General features: G+C 71.3%; 19 protein-coding genes and 1 pseudogene. 12 read left to right on the top strand and 8 right to left on the bottom strand.

What is annotated here, in order from left to right; all coding sequences use genetic code 11:
- Positions 1-64: 64 nt before the first annotated feature.
- Together ACFY32_RS28370 and ACFY32_RS28365 are read left to right on the top strand one after the other, a co-directional pair.
- Positions 65-628, top strand: coding sequence for a TetR/AcrR family transcriptional regulator (locus ACFY32_RS28370; RefSeq protein WP_390675661.1), 564 nt, complete (start codon positions 65-67; stop codon positions 626-628).
- Between the two features lie 567 nt (positions 629-1,195).
- The gene (locus ACFY32_RS28365) at positions 1,196-3,514 is read left to right on the top strand and encodes a glycoside hydrolase family 9 protein (protein ID WP_390675660.1); all 2,319 of its coding nucleotides are present in this window, start codon (positions 1,196-1,198) and stop codon (positions 3,512-3,514) included.
- A gap of 191 nt (positions 3,515-3,705) precedes the next feature.
- Here ACFY32_RS28365 and ACFY32_RS28360 read toward each other — a convergent pair whose 3' ends face one another.
- The 3 genes from ACFY32_RS28360 to ACFY32_RS28350 form a co-directional block, all read right to left on the bottom strand.
- A complete protein-coding gene (locus ACFY32_RS28360; protein WP_390675659.1) occupies positions 3,706-4,035 on the bottom strand; it encodes a hypothetical protein in 330 nt (109 codons plus the stop codon).
- 15 nt (positions 4,036-4,050) lie between these two features.
- On the bottom strand, positions 4,051-6,747 hold the full coding sequence (locus ACFY32_RS28355) for a DNRLRE domain-containing protein (RefSeq protein ID WP_390675658.1): 2,697 nt from the start codon (positions 6,745-6,747) through the stop codon (positions 4,051-4,053).
- A 237-nt stretch (positions 6,748-6,984) separates the two neighbouring features.
- Complete coding sequence (locus ACFY32_RS28350; protein WP_390675657.1) at positions 6,985-7,623, bottom strand: TetR family transcriptional regulator; 639 nt, start codon at positions 7,621-7,623, stop codon at positions 6,985-6,987.
- Positions 7,624-7,690: 67 nt separating this feature from the next.
- On the opposite strand from ACFY32_RS28350, the gene ACFY32_RS28345 reads away from it, so the two are divergent.
- Positions 7,691-8,626 carry a zinc-binding dehydrogenase gene (locus tag ACFY32_RS28345; RefSeq protein ID WP_390675656.1) on the top strand — a complete coding sequence of 312 codons (936 nt, stop codon included), beginning with the start codon at positions 7,691-7,693 and terminating at the stop codon, positions 8,624-8,626.
- A gap of 173 nt (positions 8,627-8,799) precedes the next feature.
- On the opposite strand, the gene ACFY32_RS28340 is transcribed toward ACFY32_RS28345, so the two are convergent.
- The gene (locus ACFY32_RS28340) at positions 8,800-9,525 is read right to left on the bottom strand and encodes a dienelactone hydrolase family protein (protein WP_390675655.1); all 726 of its coding nucleotides are present in this window, start codon (positions 9,523-9,525) and stop codon (positions 8,800-8,802) included.
- Positions 9,526-9,740: 215 nt separating this feature from the next.
- Here ACFY32_RS28340 and ACFY32_RS28335 point away from each other — a divergent pair, with 215 nt between their 5' ends.
- Entirely contained in the window at positions 9,741-10,232 is a 492-nt protein-coding gene (locus tag ACFY32_RS28335) for a hemerythrin domain-containing protein (protein WP_390675654.1), read from the top strand.
- A gap of 75 nt (positions 10,233-10,307) precedes the next feature.
- Here ACFY32_RS28335 and ACFY32_RS28330 read toward each other — a convergent pair whose 3' ends face one another.
- Positions 10,308-14,087 (bottom strand): helix-turn-helix domain-containing protein, encoded by a 3,780-nt coding sequence (locus ACFY32_RS28330; RefSeq protein WP_390675653.1) that lies wholly within the window; start codon positions 14,085-14,087, stop codon positions 10,308-10,310.
- A 271-nt stretch (positions 14,088-14,358) separates the two neighbouring features.
- On the opposite strand from ACFY32_RS28330, the gene ACFY32_RS28325 reads away from it, so the two are divergent.
- Positions 14,359-14,874, top strand: coding sequence for a hypothetical protein (locus ACFY32_RS28325; RefSeq protein ID WP_390675652.1), 516 nt, complete (start codon positions 14,359-14,361; stop codon positions 14,872-14,874).
- Between the two features lie 77 nt (positions 14,875-14,951).
- Here ACFY32_RS28325 and ACFY32_RS28320 read toward each other — a convergent pair whose 3' ends face one another.
- The gene (locus tag ACFY32_RS28320) at positions 14,952-15,401 is read right to left on the bottom strand and encodes an Lrp/AsnC family transcriptional regulator (RefSeq protein WP_390675651.1); all 450 of its coding nucleotides are present in this window, start codon (positions 15,399-15,401) and stop codon (positions 14,952-14,954) included.
- A gap of 93 nt (positions 15,402-15,494) precedes the next feature.
- Here ACFY32_RS28320 and ACFY32_RS28315 point away from each other — a divergent pair, with 93 nt between their 5' ends.
- The 5 genes from ACFY32_RS28315 to ACFY32_RS28295 all read left to right on the top strand — a co-directional run bounded on the left by ACFY32_RS28315 (position 15,495) and on the right by ACFY32_RS28295 (position 19,596).
- Positions 15,495-16,307, top strand: coding sequence for an LLM class flavin-dependent oxidoreductase (locus ACFY32_RS28315; protein ID WP_390675650.1), 813 nt, complete (start codon positions 15,495-15,497; stop codon positions 16,305-16,307).
- Positions 16,304-16,744 carry a nucleoside deaminase gene (locus ACFY32_RS28310; RefSeq protein ID WP_390675649.1) on the top strand — a complete coding sequence of 147 codons (441 nt, stop codon included), beginning with the start codon at positions 16,304-16,306 and terminating at the stop codon, positions 16,742-16,744. Before ACFY32_RS28315 ends, ACFY32_RS28310 begins: the two co-directional genes overlap by 4 nt.
- A 315-nt stretch (positions 16,745-17,059) precedes the next feature.
- Positions 17,060-18,445 carry a rhodanese-like domain-containing protein gene (locus ACFY32_RS28305; protein WP_390675648.1) on the top strand — a complete coding sequence of 462 codons (1,386 nt, stop codon included), beginning with the start codon at positions 17,060-17,062 and terminating at the stop codon, positions 18,443-18,445.
- 39 nt (positions 18,446-18,484) lie between these two features.
- A complete protein-coding gene (locus ACFY32_RS28300; RefSeq protein ID WP_390675647.1) occupies positions 18,485-18,847 on the top strand; it encodes a rhodanese-like domain-containing protein in 363 nt (120 codons plus the stop codon).
- Entirely contained in the window at positions 18,844-19,596 is a 753-nt protein-coding gene (locus tag ACFY32_RS28295; RefSeq protein ID WP_390675646.1) for a sulfite exporter TauE/SafE family protein, read from the top strand. Before ACFY32_RS28300 ends, ACFY32_RS28295 begins: the two co-directional genes overlap by 4 nt.
- Positions 19,597-19,633: 37 nt before the next feature.
- Here ACFY32_RS28295 and ACFY32_RS28290 read toward each other — a convergent pair whose 3' ends face one another.
- Positions 19,634-19,915, bottom strand: coding sequence for a metal-sensitive transcriptional regulator (locus ACFY32_RS28290; RefSeq protein ID WP_390675645.1), 282 nt, complete (start codon positions 19,913-19,915; stop codon positions 19,634-19,636).
- A 76-nt stretch (positions 19,916-19,991) separates the two neighbouring features.
- On the opposite strand from ACFY32_RS28290, the gene ACFY32_RS28285 reads away from it, so the two are divergent.
- Positions 19,992-20,558: a rhodanese-like domain-containing protein gene (locus ACFY32_RS28285; protein ID WP_390675644.1), complete on the top strand. Its 567-nt coding sequence runs from the start codon at positions 19,992-19,994 to the stop codon at positions 20,556-20,558.
- Positions 20,559-21,005: 447 nt separating this feature from the next.
- Entirely contained in the window at positions 21,006-21,611 is a 606-nt protein-coding gene (locus ACFY32_RS28280) for a dihydrofolate reductase family protein (RefSeq protein WP_390675643.1), read from the top strand.
- 5 nt (positions 21,612-21,616) lie between these two features.
- Here the strand turns inward: ACFY32_RS28280 and ACFY32_RS28275 are convergent.
- Positions 21,617-21,717, bottom strand: a pseudogene (locus ACFY32_RS28275) (IS5/IS1182 family transposase); the annotation flags it as partial.

The following is a 21,717-nucleotide window of genomic DNA, read 5'->3' as shown; positions in this document are numbered from 1 at the left end:
CGCCACTTAGCTGCCGGGTACGATACGGAGGGCCCCGCCACTTAGCAACCGGAGAAGAGGACCCGTGGCCGACCAGCAGCGCGCCGATGCACGGCGCAACTACGCGCGGATTCTTGCCGTGGCCGAACAGGAAGTCGCCGCCCACGGTGCCGATGCCTCCCTGGAGCGGATCGCCCGCGTCGCAGGTGTCGGCTCGGCGACGGTGCGCCGGCACTTCCCCGGCAGACGCGCCCTGCTGCAGGCCGTGTTCGCCGAGCGCATCGAGGCGCTGACCGCCCGCGCGGCCGCGCTGACCGACGCCGCCGACCCCGAGGCGGCGCTGCGCGACTGGCTGGCCGCGCTCACCGATTACGCCGCCTCGGCGCGTGGCATGGCCGACGCGCTGGCCCAGGACCGGCTCACCGAGCCGGAGGACGTGCAGTCCTGCGCGGCGAAACTCGTCGGGGCCCTCGAGCCGCTGGTAGAGCGCGCCGGCAGGGCGGGCGCGGTGGCAGGGGACGCGACCGCCGCCGACCTGGTCACACTGGTGACGGGCATCGCCCTGGCCACGGAGCACCACCCCGACCCGGCGGCCGAGGCCCACCGGCTGCTCGATCTGACCTGGCGCGGGGCCGGCCGCGCGGCATAGGGCTCCCGTCCGCCCCGAGAGCGGCACTGCCGGGTGAACGGATGGCCGGGAGCGGGGGGCACGGCGGCCTCCCCCTCATCACCGGCACCACCTCCTCCTTCCCGGGACATCCACCGCCTCTCCCCCGCCCCGACCGCCCTGACGCACGGCGTCAACACCGCCGACGACAGGCGGGTAGCACCGCCGTGCCACGCCCTCGCGGCGGCCGCCGGAACACGCCCCCGCCTTCGTCACCGGTCCGGGCTCCGGTCGGCGGCCGGTCGAGCCGTCTTGCGGCAGGCCCGTCCCCCGTTTTCGGTAGTCGCGGCGTCCGGACGAAGTATGCGCGGGATATTGACACTTACTGCATGCGCTGGCTTCATGAAGCAGTGATTGGGAGCGCTCCCATCAGTTCCTGCCTTCACCCAGAGCCACCGCGCCGCGGCATGCCCCTCCCCTCCCACCGCACGGAAGGAACGTCCGTTGCGCCCGCTTTCCTCCCTCATCCCCCGAAGACGCTCCGCGCTCCCCACAGCGGCTCCCGAGGCCCGCCCGGCCGTCCCGGCCGGTGTCCGACGCTCCCGGCTGGTGAGTGCGTGGGGAACCGCGATCGCCGTCACCGCCGGCCTGCTGCTGCCATCGGCCGCCTCCAGCCCCTCCTCCGCCGCACCGGCCGCCTTCGACTACGGCGAAGCGCTCCAGAAGTCGCTCTGGTTCTACGACGCCCAGCGGTCGGGGAAGCTCCCGGACGACAACCGGGTCTCCTGGCGCGGCGACTCCGCCCTCGGCGACGGCAAGGACGCCGGCCTCGACCTGACCGGCGGGTGGTACGACGCCGGGGACCACGTCAAGTTCGGCCTGCCCATGGCCTATTCCGCCACCTTGCTCGCCTGGGGCGGCGTCGAGCAGAAGTCCGCCTACGCCGCCTCCGGCCAGCTCCGCTACCTCCGGGACAACCTGCGCTTCGTCAACGACTACTTCATCAAGGCGCACCCGTCCGCGAACGTGCTGTACGGCCAGGTGGGCAACGGGGCCGACGACCACAAGTGGTGGGGGCCGGCCGAAGTCATGCCGATGGCACGGCCCGCGTACAAGATCGACGCTTCGTGCGCGGGCTCCGACCTGGCGGGCCAGACCGCCGCGGCCATGGCGTCGTCCTCCATGGTGTTCGCCGACAGCGACCCGGCGTACGCGAGCAAGCTGCTCACCCACGCGAAGCAGTTGTACGCGTTCGCCGACGCCTACCGCGGCAAGTACAGCGACTGCATCACCGACGCGCAGGCGTACTACAACTCCTGGAGCGGCTACAACGACGAGCTGGTCTGGGGGGCCATCTGGCTGTACAAGGCGACCGGTGACGCCGCGTACCTGGCGAAGGCCGAATCGGCCTACGACAAGCTGTCGACCGAGCCCCAGACGACCACCCGCTCCTACCGCTGGACGCTCTCCTGGGACGACACCTCCTACGGCTCGTACGTGCTCCTCGCCCAGCTCACCGGCAAGCAGCGGTACATCGACGACGCCAACCGGTGGCTGGACTGGTGGACGGTCGGGGTCAACGGGGCCAAGGTCCGCTACTCGCCCGGCGGGCAGGCGGTCCTCGACAGTTGGGGATCGCTGCGGTACGCCGCCAACACCGCGTTCGCCGCGCTGTCGTACTCCGACTGGCTGACCGGCGACCCGGTGCGCAAGGCCCGCTACCACGACTTCGCGGTCCGGCAGATCAACTACGCGCTCGGCGACAACCCGCGCAAGTCCAGTTACGTCGTCGGCTTCGGCGCGAACCCGCCGACGAAGCCGCACCACCGGACCAGTCACGGCTCGTGGACCGACCAGCTCACCAGCCCGGCGGACAACCGGCACGTCCTGTACGGCGCGCTGGTCGGCGGGCCCAGCGCGGCGGACGACGCGTACACCGACGACCGGTCCAACTACGTGAACAACGAAGTGGCCACCGACTACAACGCGGCCTTCACGGGCGCCCTGGCCCGGCTGTACGCCGAGTACGGCGGCAGCCCGCTCGCCGACTTCCCCCAGACGGAGAAACCGGACGGGCCCGAGATCTCGGTCCAGGCGTCCGTGAACGCCTCGGGCCCCGGCTTCACCGAGATCAAGGCGTACCTGGTCAACAAGTCGGCGTGGCCCGCACGCGCGCTGACGCATGCTTCCCTGCGCTACTACTTCACCCTCGACGGCGGGGTCACGCCCGGCCAGATCAGCACCACCACCAACTACAACCAGTGCGGCAAGGTGACCGGCCCGACGCACTTCGAGGGTGACGTCTACTTCGTCACCGTGGACTGCTCCAACGCGGTGATCGCTCCGGCGGGCCAGTCGGCGTACCGGAAGGAGGTGCAGTTCCGCATCACCTCGGCCGGGGCCTGGAACCCCGCGAACGACTGGTCCTACCAGGCGATCCCGACGACGCCGGGCAGTACGCCGGTGGACGCGCCGCACATCGTGCTGGCGGAGGGCTCGGACACGCAGTGGGGGACGGAGCCCGACGGGACCGCGCCCACGCCTACTCCCACGCCGACTCCTACTCCTACTCCTACTCCCACGCCCACGCCCACGCCCACGCCCACGCCCCCCGCGACCCAGTGCGCCGTGACTTACACCGTCACCAGCACCTGGAACGGTGGTTTCACCGCCGATGTCGGTGTGCGGAACACCGGCACGGCGGCCGTCGACGACTGGCGGCTCGGATTCTCGTTCAAGGGCACCGAGAAGGTGACGAACGCCTGGAACGCCACCGTCTCGCAGGCCGGACCCGACGTCACCGCCGCGAACGTCGCGCACAACGCCACGATCGCGCCGGGCTCCAGCGTGAGCTTCGGATTCCAGGGCACGGGCACTCCCGCCGGGACGCCCACGGCTTTCACATTGAACGGAAAGGACTGCGGCTGACCGGTGCTCGTCGACGTCGGGCGGTCATCGTCCGCGTCCACCGGCGCCGCCCTTCGCGGCCGGCCTGCCCGCAACCGCAGCGTGGGGCCGGTTCAGAGTCGTTCTGAACCGGCCCCACATGGGTGCCTGCCTTCATGCCTCGGCCGGCAGGGGATGGATGAGGCCGTCCGGGACGGTGTCCTCAGCGCCTGTCAGGTGAAGGGCAGCGGGTTCTGCAGGAGCCAGGTGGCCGAAGCCGCCCCGCAGACCGCGGCGGTCGCCCACGCCGCCCAGGCGCGCCCTGACAGGTCCTCGACCGACCTGGCGGTCTCCGACCCGATGAGCACTCCGAACACGAGGGCGAGGAACAGGTCTCCCCACTCGATCGTGGGCCGGCCGATGATCAACCATCCCACGACGCAGGCCCCCAGGCATGCGGCCATGTAGGCCCACGGCGTGACGCGTGGCCCCGTCGCATCATGGCGCCTGCGGTGAATCAGGATCACGACGACCTGCATGACGGCCACTGCGATGGCGATCATTGCGCTCTCCCCCTTCTAGAAGTTGCATGCCTTCTTGAGTGCCGGGATTCCGAGCAGGGCGGCGACCGCCTTGCGGTGCGCGGAGGTCAGCTTGCGCCGCTTGGCGTAGGTCTGGATGAGCTTCGCCGTCTTCTTGACGCCGATCTTCTTGACCAGCCTCACCGCGGTGTAGACACGCTTGGAGCTGCCCGCCGGCGTGAAGGTGAAGACGAATCCGGCGATGGCCAGTCCGCACTTGGCGATCTTCTTCGTGGTGGACCACCAGGAGGGATCGATCACGATGGGGAAGGCGCTGTTCGCGTCGAAGTCGACGTGCTGGACGAGCTTGTCGCCGACGACCTTGTAGCTGGTGGGGACGTCGTTGCCGTTGGCGTCCTTGGCCCAGGGAGCGTCGAAGAACCCGGCGGCGTCCGTAGTGGGTATCTGCTCGGCGTTCTCGTCACCGGCGGCGTACAGCGAGACCGATCCGTCGTCGTGGGTGACGGCCGTCATGCCGGCGGGAAGGGTGAAGCCGGTCTCGTAGTCGTGCGGTGCGCTGCTGTTCTTCAGGATGTTCAGCGTGCGCGAGCCGCCGTCGGCGGTGGGCTGCACGACGGTGTCGACCGGGCCGGCCGACGTGTAGACCACGTTGCCGCCCACCTGGGTTCCCTTGGTGTCGGCCGAAGGGATCGTCAGCTTGTTGGGCATCAACTCGTTCTGGACGTCGATGGCGTTGTTCTGCCCGTCCCAGGGGACGGAGACGACGTTCTCTTCCGTGACCGCGATGGAGGCGTAGTCGGCGTCCGAGGACGTGGCCGCGGTGATGTCGGCGGCGTCGGAGTAGGTGTTCGCGAGACCCAGGGCGTTCTCGGCCGTCGTGGGCTTCCAGGCGGTGTCGACCGTGAAGAGAACGGGGTCGGACCATCCGTTGGCGTAGTGGGTGCCGTCGAAGCTGGTGGTGCGGAAGCTGTACGTCCTGCCCGTGGTCAGCTTGCCGGCGGGGACCTTCACCTGCGAGGTGCTGTTCGCGGGCGCCGGGGCGGCGTTGATGGTGGTGACGACCGTTCCCGTGGACGTGTCGGTGATCTCGTACGTACCGGTGACCTCGTCCTCACCGTTGTAGTCCACGGTGGAGTAGCGCAGGATCGGCGTGGTGGTGTTCACCTTGAAGATGCCGCCCGTGGAGATGAACGGCGCACCTGCCTGCAGGTTCGCCCCGTTGTAGGGGCGGTAGTTGTACGTCACCTCCAGGGTGGGGATCTGGTCCTGGTCGGTGGCGTTGGCCGAGTAGAACCGCTTCCAGGCGTAGACGTCCGCCTCGTCGACCGCCTTGAGGGCGATGGAGCCGCTCTCGGCCTTGGCCGAGGCCCAGATCTGCGCCAGCTTGGTGATGTCGGCCGTGGCCCAGCCGGCGTTGTCGCAGGTGGCCGACTTGGTGTCGGTGGAGGTGGCGATCTTCTCCGTCATCAGCGGCTGCTTGGTCCAGCGGGTGTTCTCGTCCGCGGCTTCCGCGGCCCACACCTCCCAGCCGCGCTTGTCGCACGACCACGAGTGGTAGTTCCACAGCTTCAGGGACGCCTTGGAGACCAGGGCGTCGGAGAAGTTCGCCGTGCGGAAGGTGATGAACGACCGTGCGACGCGCTTGGTGGTTCCCTCGTAGTCGCCGGGCCAGCCGACCTTCAGGTCGACGCTCGCGGACTGATCGGTCGTATCGCCGCCCTGGACGAACGTGTCGAACAGAACGTCGAGTGCGTCCGTGGCGGGGTCGATGGTGACCGGGTACTGCGTCGCCGCGTCGGCGAGCCACTTCGGGTCCGGCCGCAGGGTCAACTGAGCGGTGTTACCGGATTGGGTCACCTCCATCGCGACCTTCTCGCGGTTGGTGTGCTCGCCGGAGCGCGGATCGACCTGGCTGTCCCACATGGTGGGCGCGGGCATGGCGGCGACGGTCTCACCGGAGCGGTCCACGAAATCGATGCCGCCGTCGGCGTCGGGCCTGGCGTTCATGCCGTCGGGCAGGACGATCGGGAGCACCAGCGGGGCGCCGTCCTGCGGAGCATGCCGCAGCTTGAGGTACTGCTCGAACCCGGTGCGGGTGGCCTCGACCACGAGGTCGCCGCCCGGGACGGCGTCCGCGTACGTCGCGACGTTGGCGGACAGCCGGGGAGCGGGCAGACCGCCCTTCCACTGCACCGCGATCCTGGACTTGCCGCTGCCCAGGGTGACGAGATCGCGTGCCGTGCTCCGCGGGGCATCCGCCGCGGCCTTCAGCGAACGCGACAGGGTGCCGCCCTTCCCGGCGAGCCTCAGCCCTTCCGGGTGCGCCTTGGCGACCACGTCCCCGTCGCTGCCGCGCTGGAGGTCGACGTCCACGTCCACCCAACGGCCGTCCTTGATCATCCGGACGGGACCCGCCGCGGACTCCCGGGTCAGCGTGCCGTCCGGGTTCGCGTAGACGGTGTCCGTCTCCGTGCGCATCTGCAGGATCTCGACCTTGCGGTCCTGGACCCGCGCGGCAGCCAAGGCCGCTTCGGCGCTCTCCGCCTCTGTGATCGGGTGCGCCTGCAGCGACTCCACCGAGTCCAGGAGCGCTGAGACAGCCTGCTCCGCTTCGGTCCCGGCCGCCCCGTCCGCGGCCGGCCGGTCCGCGGCGACAGCGATGTTCGGCGTTGCCAGCAGGACCGCCCCCGCGGTCAACATCGCGATGCCACTGGCACGCAATGGGTTCTTCATTGTGGTACTCCCCAAAGGGTGCGCCCCGTCGCCCTCGGAAGTACCCCCAGGCGACGTGCGCATGATCATTAGCCGCGAAATATAAACATAAGTTAAGTGATCTTGGCCAGTTACCGGCCTGACGGAAGAGATCGATGCATCGCGAAACAACCAAGCCCGAGGCGCAACTTCGCGCCGCTACAGACCCCGCGCCTTCATGAGGCATGCCGTCCTACAGGCCGCACATCGCCTTTCCGTTCAACTGTCCTGCGCTGCCGCTGCCGCGACCGCGGGGATCACCGCGAAGGCTCGGTGCATGTGCTGGACGAGTGCCGCGCGGTCCTGCTCCGCGGCGTCCGATGAGGTCCATGCCTCCAGTGCGCAGTGCCAGGCGGCCAGCATGAGGTCCAGCAGCAGGCGCAGTTCGGTGTGGCCGGGATGCTGTCCGGCCAGCCGGTCCGCCACGATCCGGACGACGTTCGCGGAAACCTCTGAGCAGTGGCGCAGGCTGTGTGCGGTCAGCGCGGGGGTCCGGTCGGCCAGACTGCGGCTGGCCAGGAAGCGCTGCTCCCATCCGTCCGCCATCTGCTCCACTGCCGCGAACAGCGCGTCTTTGTAGGCGCCGAACAGGTGCTCGCCGGGCAGGGGCCGGCTCTCGATGTAAGCCGTGTAGGCGGCCCACAGCTCCTTCTCCGGGGCCAGGGCCACGTCCTCCTTCGAGGTGAACGTGCGGAAGAAGGTGCGCTTGGAGACCTCGACCGCGTCCACGATCTCGTCCAGGGTGACCGCGGTGAAGCCCCGTGCGGTGAACAGCTCGAGGGCCGTATCGACCAGAGCCTGCCGGGTCCGGAGCTTTTTCCGCTCACGCAGCGGCAGTGCCTTCGGGTCCTTCTGCATGAGCGAAGCCTACCAGTGACTGTTGCCTCTTGCAGGCTTATGCCACTCAGTGGCACTATCGCTCGGCATGAAGGCCCTGACGATTGATCACACAGCACCTGGGCACCTTGCGCTCACCACGGTCGCCGACCCCGAACCCACCGCCCGCCAGGCCCTGATCCGGGTCCACTCCTTCTCCCTCAACGCCGGCGAGGTCCACCACGTGGTTCCCGAGGGCGACGTCGGCACGGTGCCCGGCTGGGACGCCGCGGGCGTGGTGGTCCGGCCGGCCGCCGACGGCTCCGGTCCCCCGGCCGGCACCCCCGTCGTCACAGTGGGGGCGGATGGAGCCTGGGCCGAACTACGCGCCGTGGACACGGACTTGATCGGCACCGTGCCCGAGGGGGCTGACCTCGGCCCGATCAGTACCCTGCCGGTCGCGGCCGGCACGGCGCTGCGTGCCCTGCACCGCATCGGCCCGATCCTCGGACGGCGCGTGCTGGTGACCGGGGCGGGCGGCGGCGTGGGTCGCTTCACTCTGCAGCTCGCGGCCCGAGGCGGCGCACATGTCACCGCGGTGACCAGCGACCCGGCGAAGGGCGACTCACTGCGCGCACTCGGCGCTCACGAGATCGTCACCGACCTGGCCACGCTTCAGCACCTCGAACCGGTACACGGAGTGGTCGAACTGGTCGGCGGCGCACACATGGTCGCCGCGCACGGCGCCCTGGCCGAGAACGGCGTACTGGTCACCGCGGGCCACATCTCCGGCGACGGCGAGCAGTTCCCCTACGGAGCCCTCTTCGGCAACGGCCGCCGCCACAACCGCCAGATCGCCACCTTCTACCTGCTGGACGATGCCGCGGGGCTGGGTGCCGACCTCACCTGGCTGGCCGCACTCACCGCCCGCGGCGAACTGGACCCGCAAGTCGCCCTGCGCACCGACTGGACGCAGGTGGCGCGGGCAGCCGCTGAACTGGCAGGTCGCCGCGTGCCGGGCAAAGCCGTCATCGACGTCCGCTGAGTGGACGGGGCGGTGTGCCGCGGGGCCTGTGACGATCTCGCGACTGCGAGGCCGGCAGCACGGAGTGCCGGCGGTTGGCTCCGTGGCCCTGGCTCGCTCAGGAGTGCCGGATCGGCGACACCGCCCGTACGCCTCGGGGCCGGAGCCTGTGGACAGCCTCCGGCCCGCCCGGATCACTCCGTCATGGGCAGGCACTCGGCGAGCAGGTCGACGACGTCCCGCCAGGCCCGCCGCGCGTGCTGAGGGTGATGACCGACCCCGGGAAGCATGCTGTGGTCGACCGGTGGGTGATGGAAGGCGTGCAAGGCTCCGCCGTAGACCACGAGGCGCCAGTCGACGCCCGCAGCCTGCATCTCGGCGGTGAACGCGTCCCGTTGCGCGGGCGACATGATCGGGTCTTGCGATCCGACCCCGGCCCACACCGGGCAGTGAATGCGCGTTGCCTCGCCCGGTCGGCCCGTGGTCAGTCCGTTGACCGTCGCGATCGCCCGCAGGCCGACACCGTCGCGCCCGAGTTCCAGCGCTATCGCGCCCCCGGTGCCGTAGCCGATGGCGGCGATCCGGTCCGGGTCGGTCCGTGGCTCGGCGCGGAGCACGTGGAGCGCCGCGTGGCCGATGTCTCGCATCCGGTCGGGGTCGGCGAGCAGCGGCATGCAACGGGCCAGCATCTCCTCGGGGTCGCCCAGATAACGCCCGCCGTGGAGGTCGAAGGCCAGTGCCACGTATCCCAGCTCGGCGAGCGCCTCGGCCCGGCGGCGCTCGACGTCGCTGAGCCCCACCCCCTCGGGCCCGACCAGGACCGCGGGCCGGCGGCCGGCACCGGCCGGGAGCGCGAGGTGCCCGATCATCGTCAGGCCGTCGGCCGCGTATTCGATCGTGCGCGTGGTGATTGTCGTCATGAGCCCGGACTGTAGTGATCGCCGGACCCGGCCGGGCCGGTGTTCTGCCGCTGGCAGAAGGCGGGTTCTGGGGTGCTCCGGAACCACCCTCTCAACGGTCCGGCTCAGATGAGGGAACCCGTCACGGTGAGTGGCGTCCGGAAGTCATCAACGCAAGCGGTGAGGGTAAGCGGTAGTGACCACGACCGCCGCGAGGAGAAGAGGTGCCCCCCGTCATGTCCGAGACGCAGGATGTCGTCGAGCTCATCCTTCAGGACCACCGCCGCATGGAGGACCTGTTCCGCCAGATGCGCAGCATCGAAGCCGACCGCGCCGCCGCGCTCGAAGAGTTCGCCGAACTGCTGATCGCCCATGCGCTGGCCGAGGAGGCCAAGGTCTACCCCGCCCTGAAGAGGTACAAGAGCATCGACGACGAAGAGATCGAGCACGGCGAGCACGAGCACGACGAGGGCAACGAGGCTCTTCTGGCCCTCCTGGAAGTGGAGGAAGTCGGGTCCGAGGAGTGGGATGCCAAGCTGGAGGAGTTGGTGGAGGCCATCACCCATCACGCCGACGAGGAGGAACGCACCATCCTCAACGGCGCGCGGGAGAGCGTGGCCATGGAGCGGCGTGAGGAACTGGGGGCGGCGTTCCTGGAGGAGCGCGAGCGTCAGATGAAGGCCGGCTGCGGCTCGGTCGACAATGTGCGCCGCATCGTCAAGTCCTGAAGGGGTCCCGACGTAGGCGGGCCGGCCGCGCTCGGGACACCGGGAGACCGCCGTACGACTTCCTTCTGTCGTCGTTCAGGAGCGCTGTTGTGTTCCACAGCTACGCCGGTAGGGCCGTTCCGGGATGAACTGGTGCCACTCCTGCCGAGTCAGGCTCCGGGCCAGCGCGGCGCACAGGAGGGCCGTCGTGCGGTCGGGGCCGGTGTCCCACAGGCGCGCGGTGCGGTCGTCTCCCACGGTGGCGAGAGTACGGCCGTCGGGGCTGAAGGCCACCGCGCGGACCTGCCCGGTGTGGCCCGTCAGGGTCGCGAGGAGGGTGCGGTCGGTGAGGTCCCACAGCATGACCGAGGTGTCCGCGTTGGCGGTGGCCAGGGTGCGGCCGTCGGGGCTGAAGGCGACGGAGAACGCGGTGCCGGCGCTGGTGGCGAGGATGGCGCGTCGGGTGTGCCGGGCGGGGTCCCAGAGCATCACGTTCTGGTCGATGCCCGCGGTGGCGAGGGTGCGGCCGTCGGGGCTGAAGGCCACCGCCCGGACCTGCCCGGTATGCCCGGTGAGGGTGGCCGTACGGACCCATCGGGCCGTGTCCCACAGGGTGACGCGTCCGTCGTAGCCGGCGGTGGCCAGGGTGCGGCCGTCGGGGCTGAAGGCGACCGCGTTGACACCGCTGCCGGCCACTCCCGTGTCGACGTGCAGCCGCGTCAGTCGGGTGTGCCGGGCCGTGTCCCAGATGATGACCGTCTTGTCGGCGCTCGCCGTGGCCAGTACCCGGCCGTCGGGGCTGAAGGCGACGTCCGTCACCCGCTCGGCGTGGCCGGTGAGCCGTATCGGCCGGCCCCCGTCCACGAGGTCGTAGAGCGTGAGCGCCTGGTCCTGCGGGCTCGGTGGACGGGCGGGTCCGCCGGTGCTGTCGGGTGAGACGCCTGCCGCCGTCGCCAGTATCCGGCCGTCGGGGCTGAAGGCGACGGCCCGCACCGGGCCCGTCCCCGTGGCGAGCGTCCGGCGGCGCACGTGGCGGGCCAGGTCCCACAGCACGGTGTCACGGTCGTTGCTGACCGTGGCCAGCCACCCGCCGTCGGGGCTGAAGGCGACGTCGTTCACCCGGTCCGTGTGTCCGCTGAGCGGGCCCTGGGTGGGGTCGGGGTCCCACAGGGAGATCCTCCCGCTCTCCCCCGCGGCGGCCAACTGACCGCCGCGCGGATCGAAGGCGACGCTGTAGACGTTGGTGCCGTGCCCGGTGAGGGCGACCCGCGGGGTGTGCCGCGCGGTGTCCCACAGTACGACCCTCTGGTCCTGGCCGCCGCTGGCGAGAGTACGGCCGTCCGGGCTGAACGCGACCGTCCTGACCTCCGCGCCATGACCCGACAGGACGGCCACGGGGGCGCCGTCGGCGACGTTCCAGAGCCGGGCGGTACGGTCCTGGCTTCCGGTGGCCAGCAGTTTCCCGTCGGGGCTGAAGTCCACGGAGTCGACGGACGCGGTGTGACCGGTCAGACGGGCGAGCGGCCTGCCGTCCGCCGTGCGCCACAGCCGCGCCGTGCGGTCCGCGCCGGACGTGGCGAGCATCCGCCCATCGGGGCTGAACTCCACGGACCACACCCGGCCCGTGTGCCCTCCGAGGGTCGACCGCCGTCCGGTAACGGTGTTCCAGAGTACGGTGCTGCCGTCGTCGCAGGCGGCGGCCAGCGTACGGCCGTCGGGGCTGAACGCGACGCTCTTGACCGAGCCCCGGTGCACGGCCAGGGTCTCCGTCGGCGCTCGTCGCGCCAGGTCCCACAGCATCACCCTCCCGTCGTCCCCGCCGCTGGCCAGCAGCCGCCCGTCCGGGCTGAACGCCACCGCCCTGAGCCAGGTGGCATGAGCGGTCAGCGTCGCCAGGCGGGTGCGGCGCCGGGCGTCCCACACGATGACCTCGCCGTCCCGGCCCGCGCTGGCCAGTTGCCCGCGCGGGCTGTATGCCACCTCCGACACGGCATCGGTGTGTCCGCTCAGCTCACCCCGGTAGAACCGGCTCGCCGACATGCTCAGCAGTGCGCCGCGCGCCTCCGGGGTGTGCGCGATGCGATACGCCTCCACGCTCAGCAGCATGGCGGTGCCCGGCCGGGAGTCCACCAGGTTCAGAGCCTCGGCGGCCAGTTGCCGGGAGAGCGCGGCCTCCCGGGCCTGCACGGCACTGCGCCGCTGGTACAGGGCGATCGCGCCCACGGCCGTCACCAGGGTCAGCAGCAGGGCCAGGGCGGTCGCCAGGCAGCGCAACTGACGGGTGTGCCGGACGGCCACAGCCAGCGCGTGCTCCTCGGCGGCGGCACTCGCGTCGAGGAAGTCCCTCTCGACCGGCGTCAGTGCGTCCCGGTGCCCGTCCCGCTCGGCCCACTCCCGGCCGGCCTCCAAGCGGGTCCCCCTGTACAGCATGCCGGGGTCCCGTCCGGCCTCGGCCCAGACCGTGGCCGCCTCCGTCAACCGCCGGTGGGTGAGCAGCCCCTCGCGATCCTCCTCGATCCACGACCTCAGCCGGGGCCACCCGGTGATCAACGCCTCATGGGCGAGATCGACAACGCCGTCGTCGAGGGTGATCAACCGGGCACGCGCAAGGCGTTCGAGGACCAGCGAGACGTCCGCCGCCCGGTCCTCCTGCGGCTCGGCGCTTCCTTCACCCAAGGTCCCGAACTCCGACCAGGGAGCCGGACGCCGGGTGTCCTGCGCTCCCTCGCCCGGCGTGATCAGGCGCAGCAGCACCTGGCGTACGAGTTGCAACTGCTCCGCGGACAGCCTGGCGCACACCTGTTCCGCCGTCGCGGCGATCGCCCCGTGGACACCGCCCGCGGCCTCGTACGCCTCCACCGACAGGGTACGGCCGCGCCGCCTGCGCCATGTCTCCAGCATCACGTGCGACAGCAGCGGCAGTCCGCCGGGTTCCCCGTGCAGTTCCTCCACCAGCCGGGCGGTCAGGGCCCGTTCGACCACCAGCCCGTGGGCCTGCGCGGGTCCCACGACGGCCTGACGCAGTTCGGCGGAGGTCATCGGGCCGACCAGCAGCGTGGCGCCGCGCAGCGCGTCGACCAGCGACCGGTGCTCGGCGCAGCGGCCGTAGAAGTCCGCACGTACCGCGATGACCACGCGCGTGCGGCTTTCCGGTCGCCGGACCGCGGCGATCAGACCGTCGAGGAACTCCGTGCGCTCGGCGAGGTCCTGGCAGAGCGTGAAGACCTCTTCGAACTGGTCGATGACGACGACGATGTCACCTCCGCCGTCCCGCCCGGCATCCCGCGCAGGTGCGAGCGCCGGGAGCATACGGGCGGGGTGCGAGCCGGGGGTACGGATCTGGATGGCGGCGGGCCGCGCGTACGGTGCCCGGGTTCCCCCGGCACATCCGTCGCCGGTCCCCCGCAGCCGCGGGATCAGCCCCGCCCGCAGCAACGAGGACTTGCCGCTGCCGGAGGCTCCGACGAGCGCGGCCAGGCGGCTGGTGCGCACCAGATCGAGGATGTCCTCGACCATCCGGTCCCGCCCGAAGAACCGCTCGTGGTCATCGACCTCGAACCGGGCGAGTCCCGGATAGGGCGACGCAGTGCCGTCGTCGACCGATCGCGGGGTCCCGGCCACCGCCTCGCGCCAGCGTCGCTCCCACGTCTCCGGGTCCCCGCCGCACACGGCGGCGTAGGCCAGGACGACTTCCCTGGAGGGCAGCCGCTCGCCCGCCGCCGCGCGGGACAGCACGCTGACGGAGAAGCCGGCCTTACGCGCCAGCTCGCGGTATGTCGGACTACCGGCGCCGGCGCGCAGCTTCCGCAGTTCGTACGCCAGTCGCTGCACCGGACCGGCCTCCGGGTCCAACGGCTTCTCAGGACGTCCGGCCACCGGTCCTTCCTCCACGCGTGCCCGAGGGAAACAAGGCGTTCCACACCACTCGGAGAATCACATTCCTGAAAGAAGCCGCACAAGCGACTATTCAGTCACACCGTGGAAGCCGGTCCGTCGTCTCCGCCGAGTACTGCGGATTGTTGCGGGTGTCGATCCCCCCTGCACAACAATCCTCCGGTCCCGAAAGCTCGACACATCCACCGGCGGCGCCGCTCGCGGCACGGGCCGCGGCCGCCCCGGAGCCAACCACCGACGAAGGAAGCAGAGAATGAACACGAGCACGACCATGCGCAAACGCGCCGTCGCCCTGTCGTCCGCGGCGCTCGGCGCGAGCCTCGTCCTCACGGTGCCCGCCACGGCGGCTCCCGCGCCGGCCGAGGCCGTCACCGGTACGTCCGCTGCCGCCCCGGCCGGTGACACGGCGGGCAGGCCGGCCGCGAAGGAAGTCGCCGCCACGTCGGCGGCCCCCGCCAGCCGGGCGAGCACCAGGCTCTGGACGCAGCGCGGCTACGGATTCGCCGACGTCCACAAGAGCTGGTACCGCCAGTCGGGCTACCCCGGCCTGTACCACGGCACGCTGTGGGGCAAGGTCCACCATCACAAAGCCCCCGGCAACCGGCAGGTCGTCGTGCAGGTGAGCATCGACGGCAAGACGTTCCTGGTCGGCGAGACGTACAAGACCAGGACCTTCAGCAAGAAGTACAAGCTCACGCACAAAGCCCTGATGCGCCTCTGCCTGCACCGCCCCGGTGGCGGCGTCTCCTACTGCGGCGGCTGGTGGTGACGGCAGCCATACGGGCGGGGTGCGGCACCGGGCCGCACGACGGTTGCCGCACCCCGCCGCGCTCGGCGGGTCGGTTGTCAGTCCGGGGCGAGGGGGCCGCGGTAGGGGAGGGTCTGGCTGTAGACGACGCTCGTGGTGGTGCTGCCGAAGCCGGCGAGTTCGTCCATGAGGACCTCCAGGTGTTCCATGGAGGTCGCGGCCACCTTCAGGGTGTAGCAGTCGTTGCCGGTGGTGCGCAGGCACTCCAGGATCTCGCGGCGTTCGGCGAGGAGGCGGCGCAGCGGCTCGTGGCGGTTGCCCGGGTATTTGAGGCGGACGACGGCGAGGACGGGGTAGCCGACCTTGGCCAGGTCGACCTCGGCTCGGTAGCCCGTGATGACGCCCGCGGCCTCCAGATTGCGGACGCGTTCGGTGGTGGCCGACGGGCTGAGGTTCACGCGGCGGCCCAGTTCGCTGAGGGAGATGCGGGCCTCCCGTTGCAGCTCCTCGATGATCGCCCAGTCGACGTGGTCAAGATTCCCGGCCATGCGGCGAAAGTACCAACAAAACCACGGAGAAGCAGCCGCTACCCCTGGAACTTTCGGTTCCGTACGCCGTGATCACCGGGATAGCCTCGGGCCATGCAACTCGGCGTCAATGTACCGAACTTCGGCCCGGGGACCGATCCCGGCGTCCTGCGTGAATGGGCGCGGCTCGCGGAGGACCTCGGCTTCGGCACCCTCATGGTGTCGGACCATGTGGCGGTCACCCCGGATGTGGCCGAGCGGTATCCGGAGCCGTTCCACGAACCGTTCACCACCCTGTCGTGGCTGGCCGGTCTCACCACCACGGTGCGGCTGGGCACGACCGTGCTCGTCCTGCCGTACCGGCATCCCCTGCTGGTGGCCCGCATGGCCGCCAACCTCCACCGGCTGAGCGGCGGTCGCCTCGTCCTCGGGGCGGGCGTCGGCTGGGCCCGGCAGGAATTCCGGGCGCTGGGCGTGCCGTTCACCGCGCGTGGCCGGCTGACGGACGAGTGCCTCGGCATCCTCCGGGAGGCCAGGGACGCGGGGCGCCCGGAGGGCGGCGTCCCTGTCTGGATCGGCGGCCACAGCGAGGCGGCCCTGCGGCGCGCCGTGAGGTTCGGTGACGCCTGGCACCCGCTGCGGCTCTCCCTCCCTCACATGCGCGCGGTCCTACGACGGCACGCGCTGCCGGGGTTCGCGCCCCGCATCGCCCTGCGCGTCACCGGTGCGCCGGTCGACGCCTCCGACCGGCCCGCCGGCGTCGGCACCGTCGAACAGGTCCTCGACGACCTCGACCAGTTGCGCCTGCTGGGCGCGGACACCGTCGTACTCGACCCCTACCACGGAGATCCGGAGGAGACCCGCCGGCCCGACGCGGCATGGCGGGCACTGACCACCGTGGCCACCCACTGGAGCACTCGAACATGATCACTTCGGCCGACGAGGCCCTTCTGCGGCGGGCCATCGGCATCGCCGCCCACGCGGTCACCCTGGGTGACGCGCCGTACGGCTCCCTCCTGGCCGGTCCGGACGGCGCCGTCCTCGCGCAGGCCCACAACACGGTCCGCCGGGACAACGACATCACCGCCCATCCGGAGCTGAAGCTGGCCCGCTGGGCGGCCCGCGAACTCGACCCGGAGACGGCTGCCCGTACCACCCTGTACACGAGCTGCCAGCCGTGCGGCATGTGTGACGGCGGCATCGTCCGCTCCGGCATCGGCCGGGTCGTCTACGCGCTGTCGACCGAGCAACTCGTCGCCCTCAATCCGCCGTCCGGCGCCTGGCCGACGGTGCCGCACGACGGTCCGGCCCTGCACGACGAGGCGCGCGACCCCGTGGCGGCCTACTACCGGCCCACCCGGTGACCCCACGGCCCGCAGTCCGTCCGGCGCCCGGAGCGACAGGACATGGGTGCGGCGACGATGCGGGCCGTACGACCGCACTCCTCCGGCGGGTCCGAGCAGTCGGCGCCGAGGCGGATGGCGCGGTCATGGGACACGGGCACTCCAGATCAGCGCGGAACGACTGACTCCTCCCCACCCCCCGCCGCGTACCGGCAGGCGCCTCGGGCGAAGCCTCAGGGGGGTGTCTCCTGGCTACGGAATACCCCCCGGGGTATGGCTGTTATGGTGGGAGTCAGATACCCCCCGGGGTACATCCCGTGAAAGGAGTCATGCGCCGTGTTCTTCGTCGACACCCTGGAGTTCGAGGGCCTGGGCAATCGCAGCTACCTGGCCGGCGGGCCCAGTGCGGCGGTGGCCGTGGACCCGCCACGGGACATCGACCAGGTCATCGCCGCAGCGGCCCGCCGCGGGGTGCGTATCGCTTTCGTGGCCGAGACGCATGTGCACAACGACTACGTCACCGGCGGCCTGGAGCTGGCGCGCGTCACCGGCGCCCGGTACCTGGTGCCTGCTGGGGCGAGCGTGTCGTTCGCCCGCACTCCCGTGGCCGACGGCGACACCGTGACGGTGGACGAGGGTCTGGTGCTGCGCGCGATCGCCACCCCGGGCCACACCCCGCACCACACCTCCTACGCCCTCACCGAGGACGGGCGGGGTGTGGCGGTGTTCACCGGTGGGTCCCTGCTGATCGGCACCGTCGGCCGCCCCGATCTGGTCGAGCCGCGGCTGACCGAGGATCTGGCCCGCGCTCAGCACGCCTCCGCCCACCGGCTGGCCGACGAGCTGGACGACGAGGTGCCGGTGCTGCCCACCCACGGGTTCGGCAGCTTCTGCTCCTCCTCCGGGGCCGCGGGGGACGCGGGGGACACGACCACGATCGGGAAGGAACGCGAGACCAACGACGCGCTGACCCTGGACGCGGACACCTTCGTCGCCCAGATGCTCGCCGGGCTGGACGACGTGCCCGCCTACTACGCGCACATGGGCCCGGCCAACGCCGCGGGTCCCGCACCGGTCGACCTCACCCCGCCGGGGCGGGCGGACGCCGAGGAGATCGCCGCCAAGCTGGCGGCGGGCGAGTGGGTGGTGGACCTGCGCAGCCGCCGGGCCTTCGCCGAGGGTCACGTGGCCGGCTCGTTCAACTTCGAGGGCGAGGGCAAGCTCGCCACCTACCTGGCCTGGCTGATCCCCTGGGGCAAGCCCGTCACCCTGCTCGCCGACACCCCGGAGCAGATCGCCGACGCGCAGCGGGAACTCGCGCGGGTGAGCATCGACCGCCCGGCCGCGGCCGCCACCGGCGACCCGGCCGGCTGGGTCCGCGAAGGGGAGCGGCTCTCCTCCTTCCCCCGGGCCCGCTTCTCCGACCTCGCCGACGCCCGCGAGCGCGGCCAGGACGTCGTCGTTCTGGACGTACGCCGGGACTCGGAGCGTGCGGCCGGTCACGTGGACGGCTCCGTCCACATCCCGGTCCACGAGCTGCACAGCCGCATCGGCGACGTGCCGGACGGGGTGGTGTGGGTGCACTGCGCCGGCGGGATGCGCGCGGCGATCGCCGCCTCCCTGCTGGATGCCGCCGGCCGCGACGTGGTCGCCGTCGACGACGGCTTCGACGCCGCCGTCGAGGCAGGACTGACCCTCACCCGTCCCGGCCGCACCGACTGACACGCCCCACCGCACCACCCGCACGAAAGTGATCATCCGATGTCGTCGCTTTTCCGCCGCGGCCCCGGCCGCCTCACCCCGCAGTCGGCCCACCAGCAGACCAGCGACGGCACCAGCGTCCTGGTGGACGTCCGCGAAACCCCGGAGTGGAGCGCCGGGCACGCGCCCGGCGCCCTGCACCTGCCCCTTTCCCGTCCGGTGGCAGGGGCGCCGCTGCCGGCGACCGCGCAGGGCAGGCCGGTGATCACGATCTGCCGCTCCGGTCACCGCTCCCGGCGGGCCGTCGCATTGCTGACCGCACGCGGCGTGCGGGCCACGGACGTCACCGGCGGCATGACCGCCTGGGCGCGTGCGGGGCTGTCGGTCATCGGTCCGGGCGGCAGCAGCGGTGTCATAGCGTGAGCGTTCTGATCCTGGCCCTGATCGCGGGGGCGGTGGTCGGGCTCGCACTCGGCGCGCTCGGCGGGGGCGGCAGCGTCCTGGCCGTCCCGGCGCTGATCTACCTGCTCGGCTTCACACCGGCCGCCGCGACCACCGCCGGCCTGATCATCGTCACGGCCACTTCGCTCACCGCCCTGTACGCCCACTCCCGTACCGGCAACGTCCGCTGGAAGGTCGGCGCCCTGTTCGCCGCGGCCGGGCTTCTGCCCGCGGCCGCAGCGGGAGCCGCCGCATCCCGTCTGCCCCAGCCGGTACTGACCGCCGCGTTCGCGGCCGTCGCCGCACTGGCCGCCGTCAGGATGCTGCGCCCCGGCCGCGCCGCCACCGGCCCGGCGGCCGGTGAGGCACGGCCCGTCAAGGCCGCCGGAACCGGCGCGGGGCTGGGCGCGCTGACCGGACTGCTCGGGGTCGGCGGAGGCTTCCTCGCCGTCCCGGCCCTGGTCACCGTGGTGGCGTTGGAGATGCAGGCCGCCGTGGGCACCAGCCTGCTGGTCATCTCGGCGAACTCGCTGGCTTCCCTGGCCACCCGCGGCGCCACCACCGCCGGCGCCGACTGGGCGGTCATCGGCCCCTTCACCGGGGCGGCGATCCTGGGCGCCTGGGACGGCAGACGCCTGGCCGCCAAGGTCACCGGCGATCTGCTGCAGCGGACCTTCGCCGTCGTGCTGCTGACCGTGGCGGCCTTCATGCTCGTCGACGCCTTCGCCTGAGGAGCCGGACGGATGACCGGCGTCGCGGCACCATGGCTCAGGCCAGGGACAGGAACAGCTTCTCCAGCCGGGCACGCATCTGCTCCCGGTCGCCGGAGGCGGCCAGGTCCGCGTCGGTCAAGCAGTGCTGCAGACCGGTGGCGATGATCGCGAACCCCGCCCTGTCCAGAGCCCGGGACGCCGCGGCGAGCTGGGTGACCACGTCCTCGCAGTCCCGCCCCTCCTCGATCATCTTGATCACCCCGGCGATCTGGCCCTGCGCCCGGCGCAGCCGGTTGACCACCGTCTTCAATTCCTCAGCCGCCATCGCCAGTTCCACGACCCACACTCCTTCGAGATACCCCCTTGGGTATCCTATCGAAGGGACGACCCGAACCAGAACGAGGAAATTCCCCGTGTCAATCACCACCGCTCTCACCGCCGACCAGGCCGACGCCCGGCTGCACGAGCTGACCGTCATCGACGTGCGCACCCCCGGCGAGTACGCCTCCGGCCATCTGCCCGGCGCGCACAACATTCCCCTCGACCGCCTCGATACGGTCCTGCCCGCCCTGAAGACCGCCGCGGACCGCGGCGACCTCCTCATCGTGTGCGCCTCCGGCGCCCGCTCGGCCCAGGCCTGCCGGCGCCTGGCCGACCAGAACATCCCCGCCGCGACCCTCACCGGCGGCACCACCGCCTGGACCCAGCTCGGCCACGACACCCACCGGCCGGCCGGCACCCGCGCCCCCTGGGCCATGGACCGCCAGGTCCGTCTCGCCGCCGGAACCCTCGTCCTGACCGGTCTGATCGCCGGACAACGCTGGAACGCGGCCCGCTGGCTCTCCGCGGGCGTCGCCGGCGGCCTGGTCTTCTCCGCCCTCACCGACACCTGCGGCATGGCCATGATGCTGGCCAAGCTCCCCCACAACCGGCCCAGGACCACCGACCTGGACGACACCCTCGCGGCCCTGACCGGCTGACCTCGTGGGCTGATGTCCCCGAAACGGGGGCCGTGGAGTCGTGCGAGTACCGGGGGCGTGCGAGCGGATCGTCCATGGCTGGTTCTTCCTCACGGTCTCGCCGGAGCCCTCGGAGACACTCGGCGACACCGGACAGAATCGATCCAGCAGAAGGGGTCCGCCATAGCTCAGTCGGGCCGGAGCGCACACTGCCCCGCAAGCGCACACCCGTGTTCTCGCGAACACACCCCGGGCGTGCTCCATGTGTCGCACCCGGTGGGCCGTCCGTCGGGCTTCGTCGGCCTGGGCGTGTGCGTCGGGAATCCCGGACCGGGCAGGCGTGACACCCGCGCTCGGGGAGAACGGACGGCGTCGCTCCGCCGCGGCACTGGTCCCGTGCCGCGACAGCGCCTCCGATGAGTTTCCGGTGGCTGTGCCGTCTACCTGTCGAGACGAAGGGAGCGCACCATGCGCGAGATCATCGTTTGTACGTTCCTGACCTTGGACGGCGTCATGCAGGCCCCAGGTGCCCCGGACGAGGACACCGAGAGCGGTTTCCGGCACGGTGGCTGGCAGAAGCCGGTGGACGACGAGGAGGTCGGCGCGGCCATCGCCGGCTGGTACACGGGTTTCGACGCCATGCTCCTCGGTCGCAAGACGTACGACATCTTCGCGTCGTACTGGCCGAACGCCGACCCCGGCGATCCGTTCACCGAGCGGATGAACAGCATGCGGAAGTACGTGGCGTCGCGGACCCTGGCATCCGTCGAGTGGCGGAACTCCACTCTGCTGCGGGGCGATGTCGTCGATGCCGTGCGTGAGCTGAAGGCGTCCGACGGCGGCAGCATCAGCGTCGTCGGCAGCGGCGACCTCGCCCAGACGCTCATGCGGCACGGCCTCGTCGACGAGTACCGGCTGACCATCCACCCGGTGATCGTCGGCACCGGCAAGCGGCTGTTCGCCGATGGAGCGATTCCCACCGCGCTGACACCGGTCAGCGTCACGACGACGAAAGGCGGCACCGTCGTGGGCGTCTACCGGACGAACGGCGAGCCGAGCTACGACAGCTATTAGAGGTCCTAACAAAGGCGTTGGACGTGTCGGTGGGTGATGAGGCAGGTGGCGAGGCCGAGGAAAGCCTCGTGGATGTCGTCGCGCCGTTCCCAGCGGATGCGCAGGC

Source organism: Streptomyces sp. NPDC000134, assembly GCF_042899225.1.
In the GTDB taxonomy this organism is placed as follows: Bacteria; Actinomycetota; Actinomycetes; order Streptomycetales; family Streptomycetaceae; genus Streptomyces.
The sequence above is the reverse complement of the archived record's forward strand: the minus strand, read 5'-3'. Positions and strand labels throughout refer to the sequence as shown.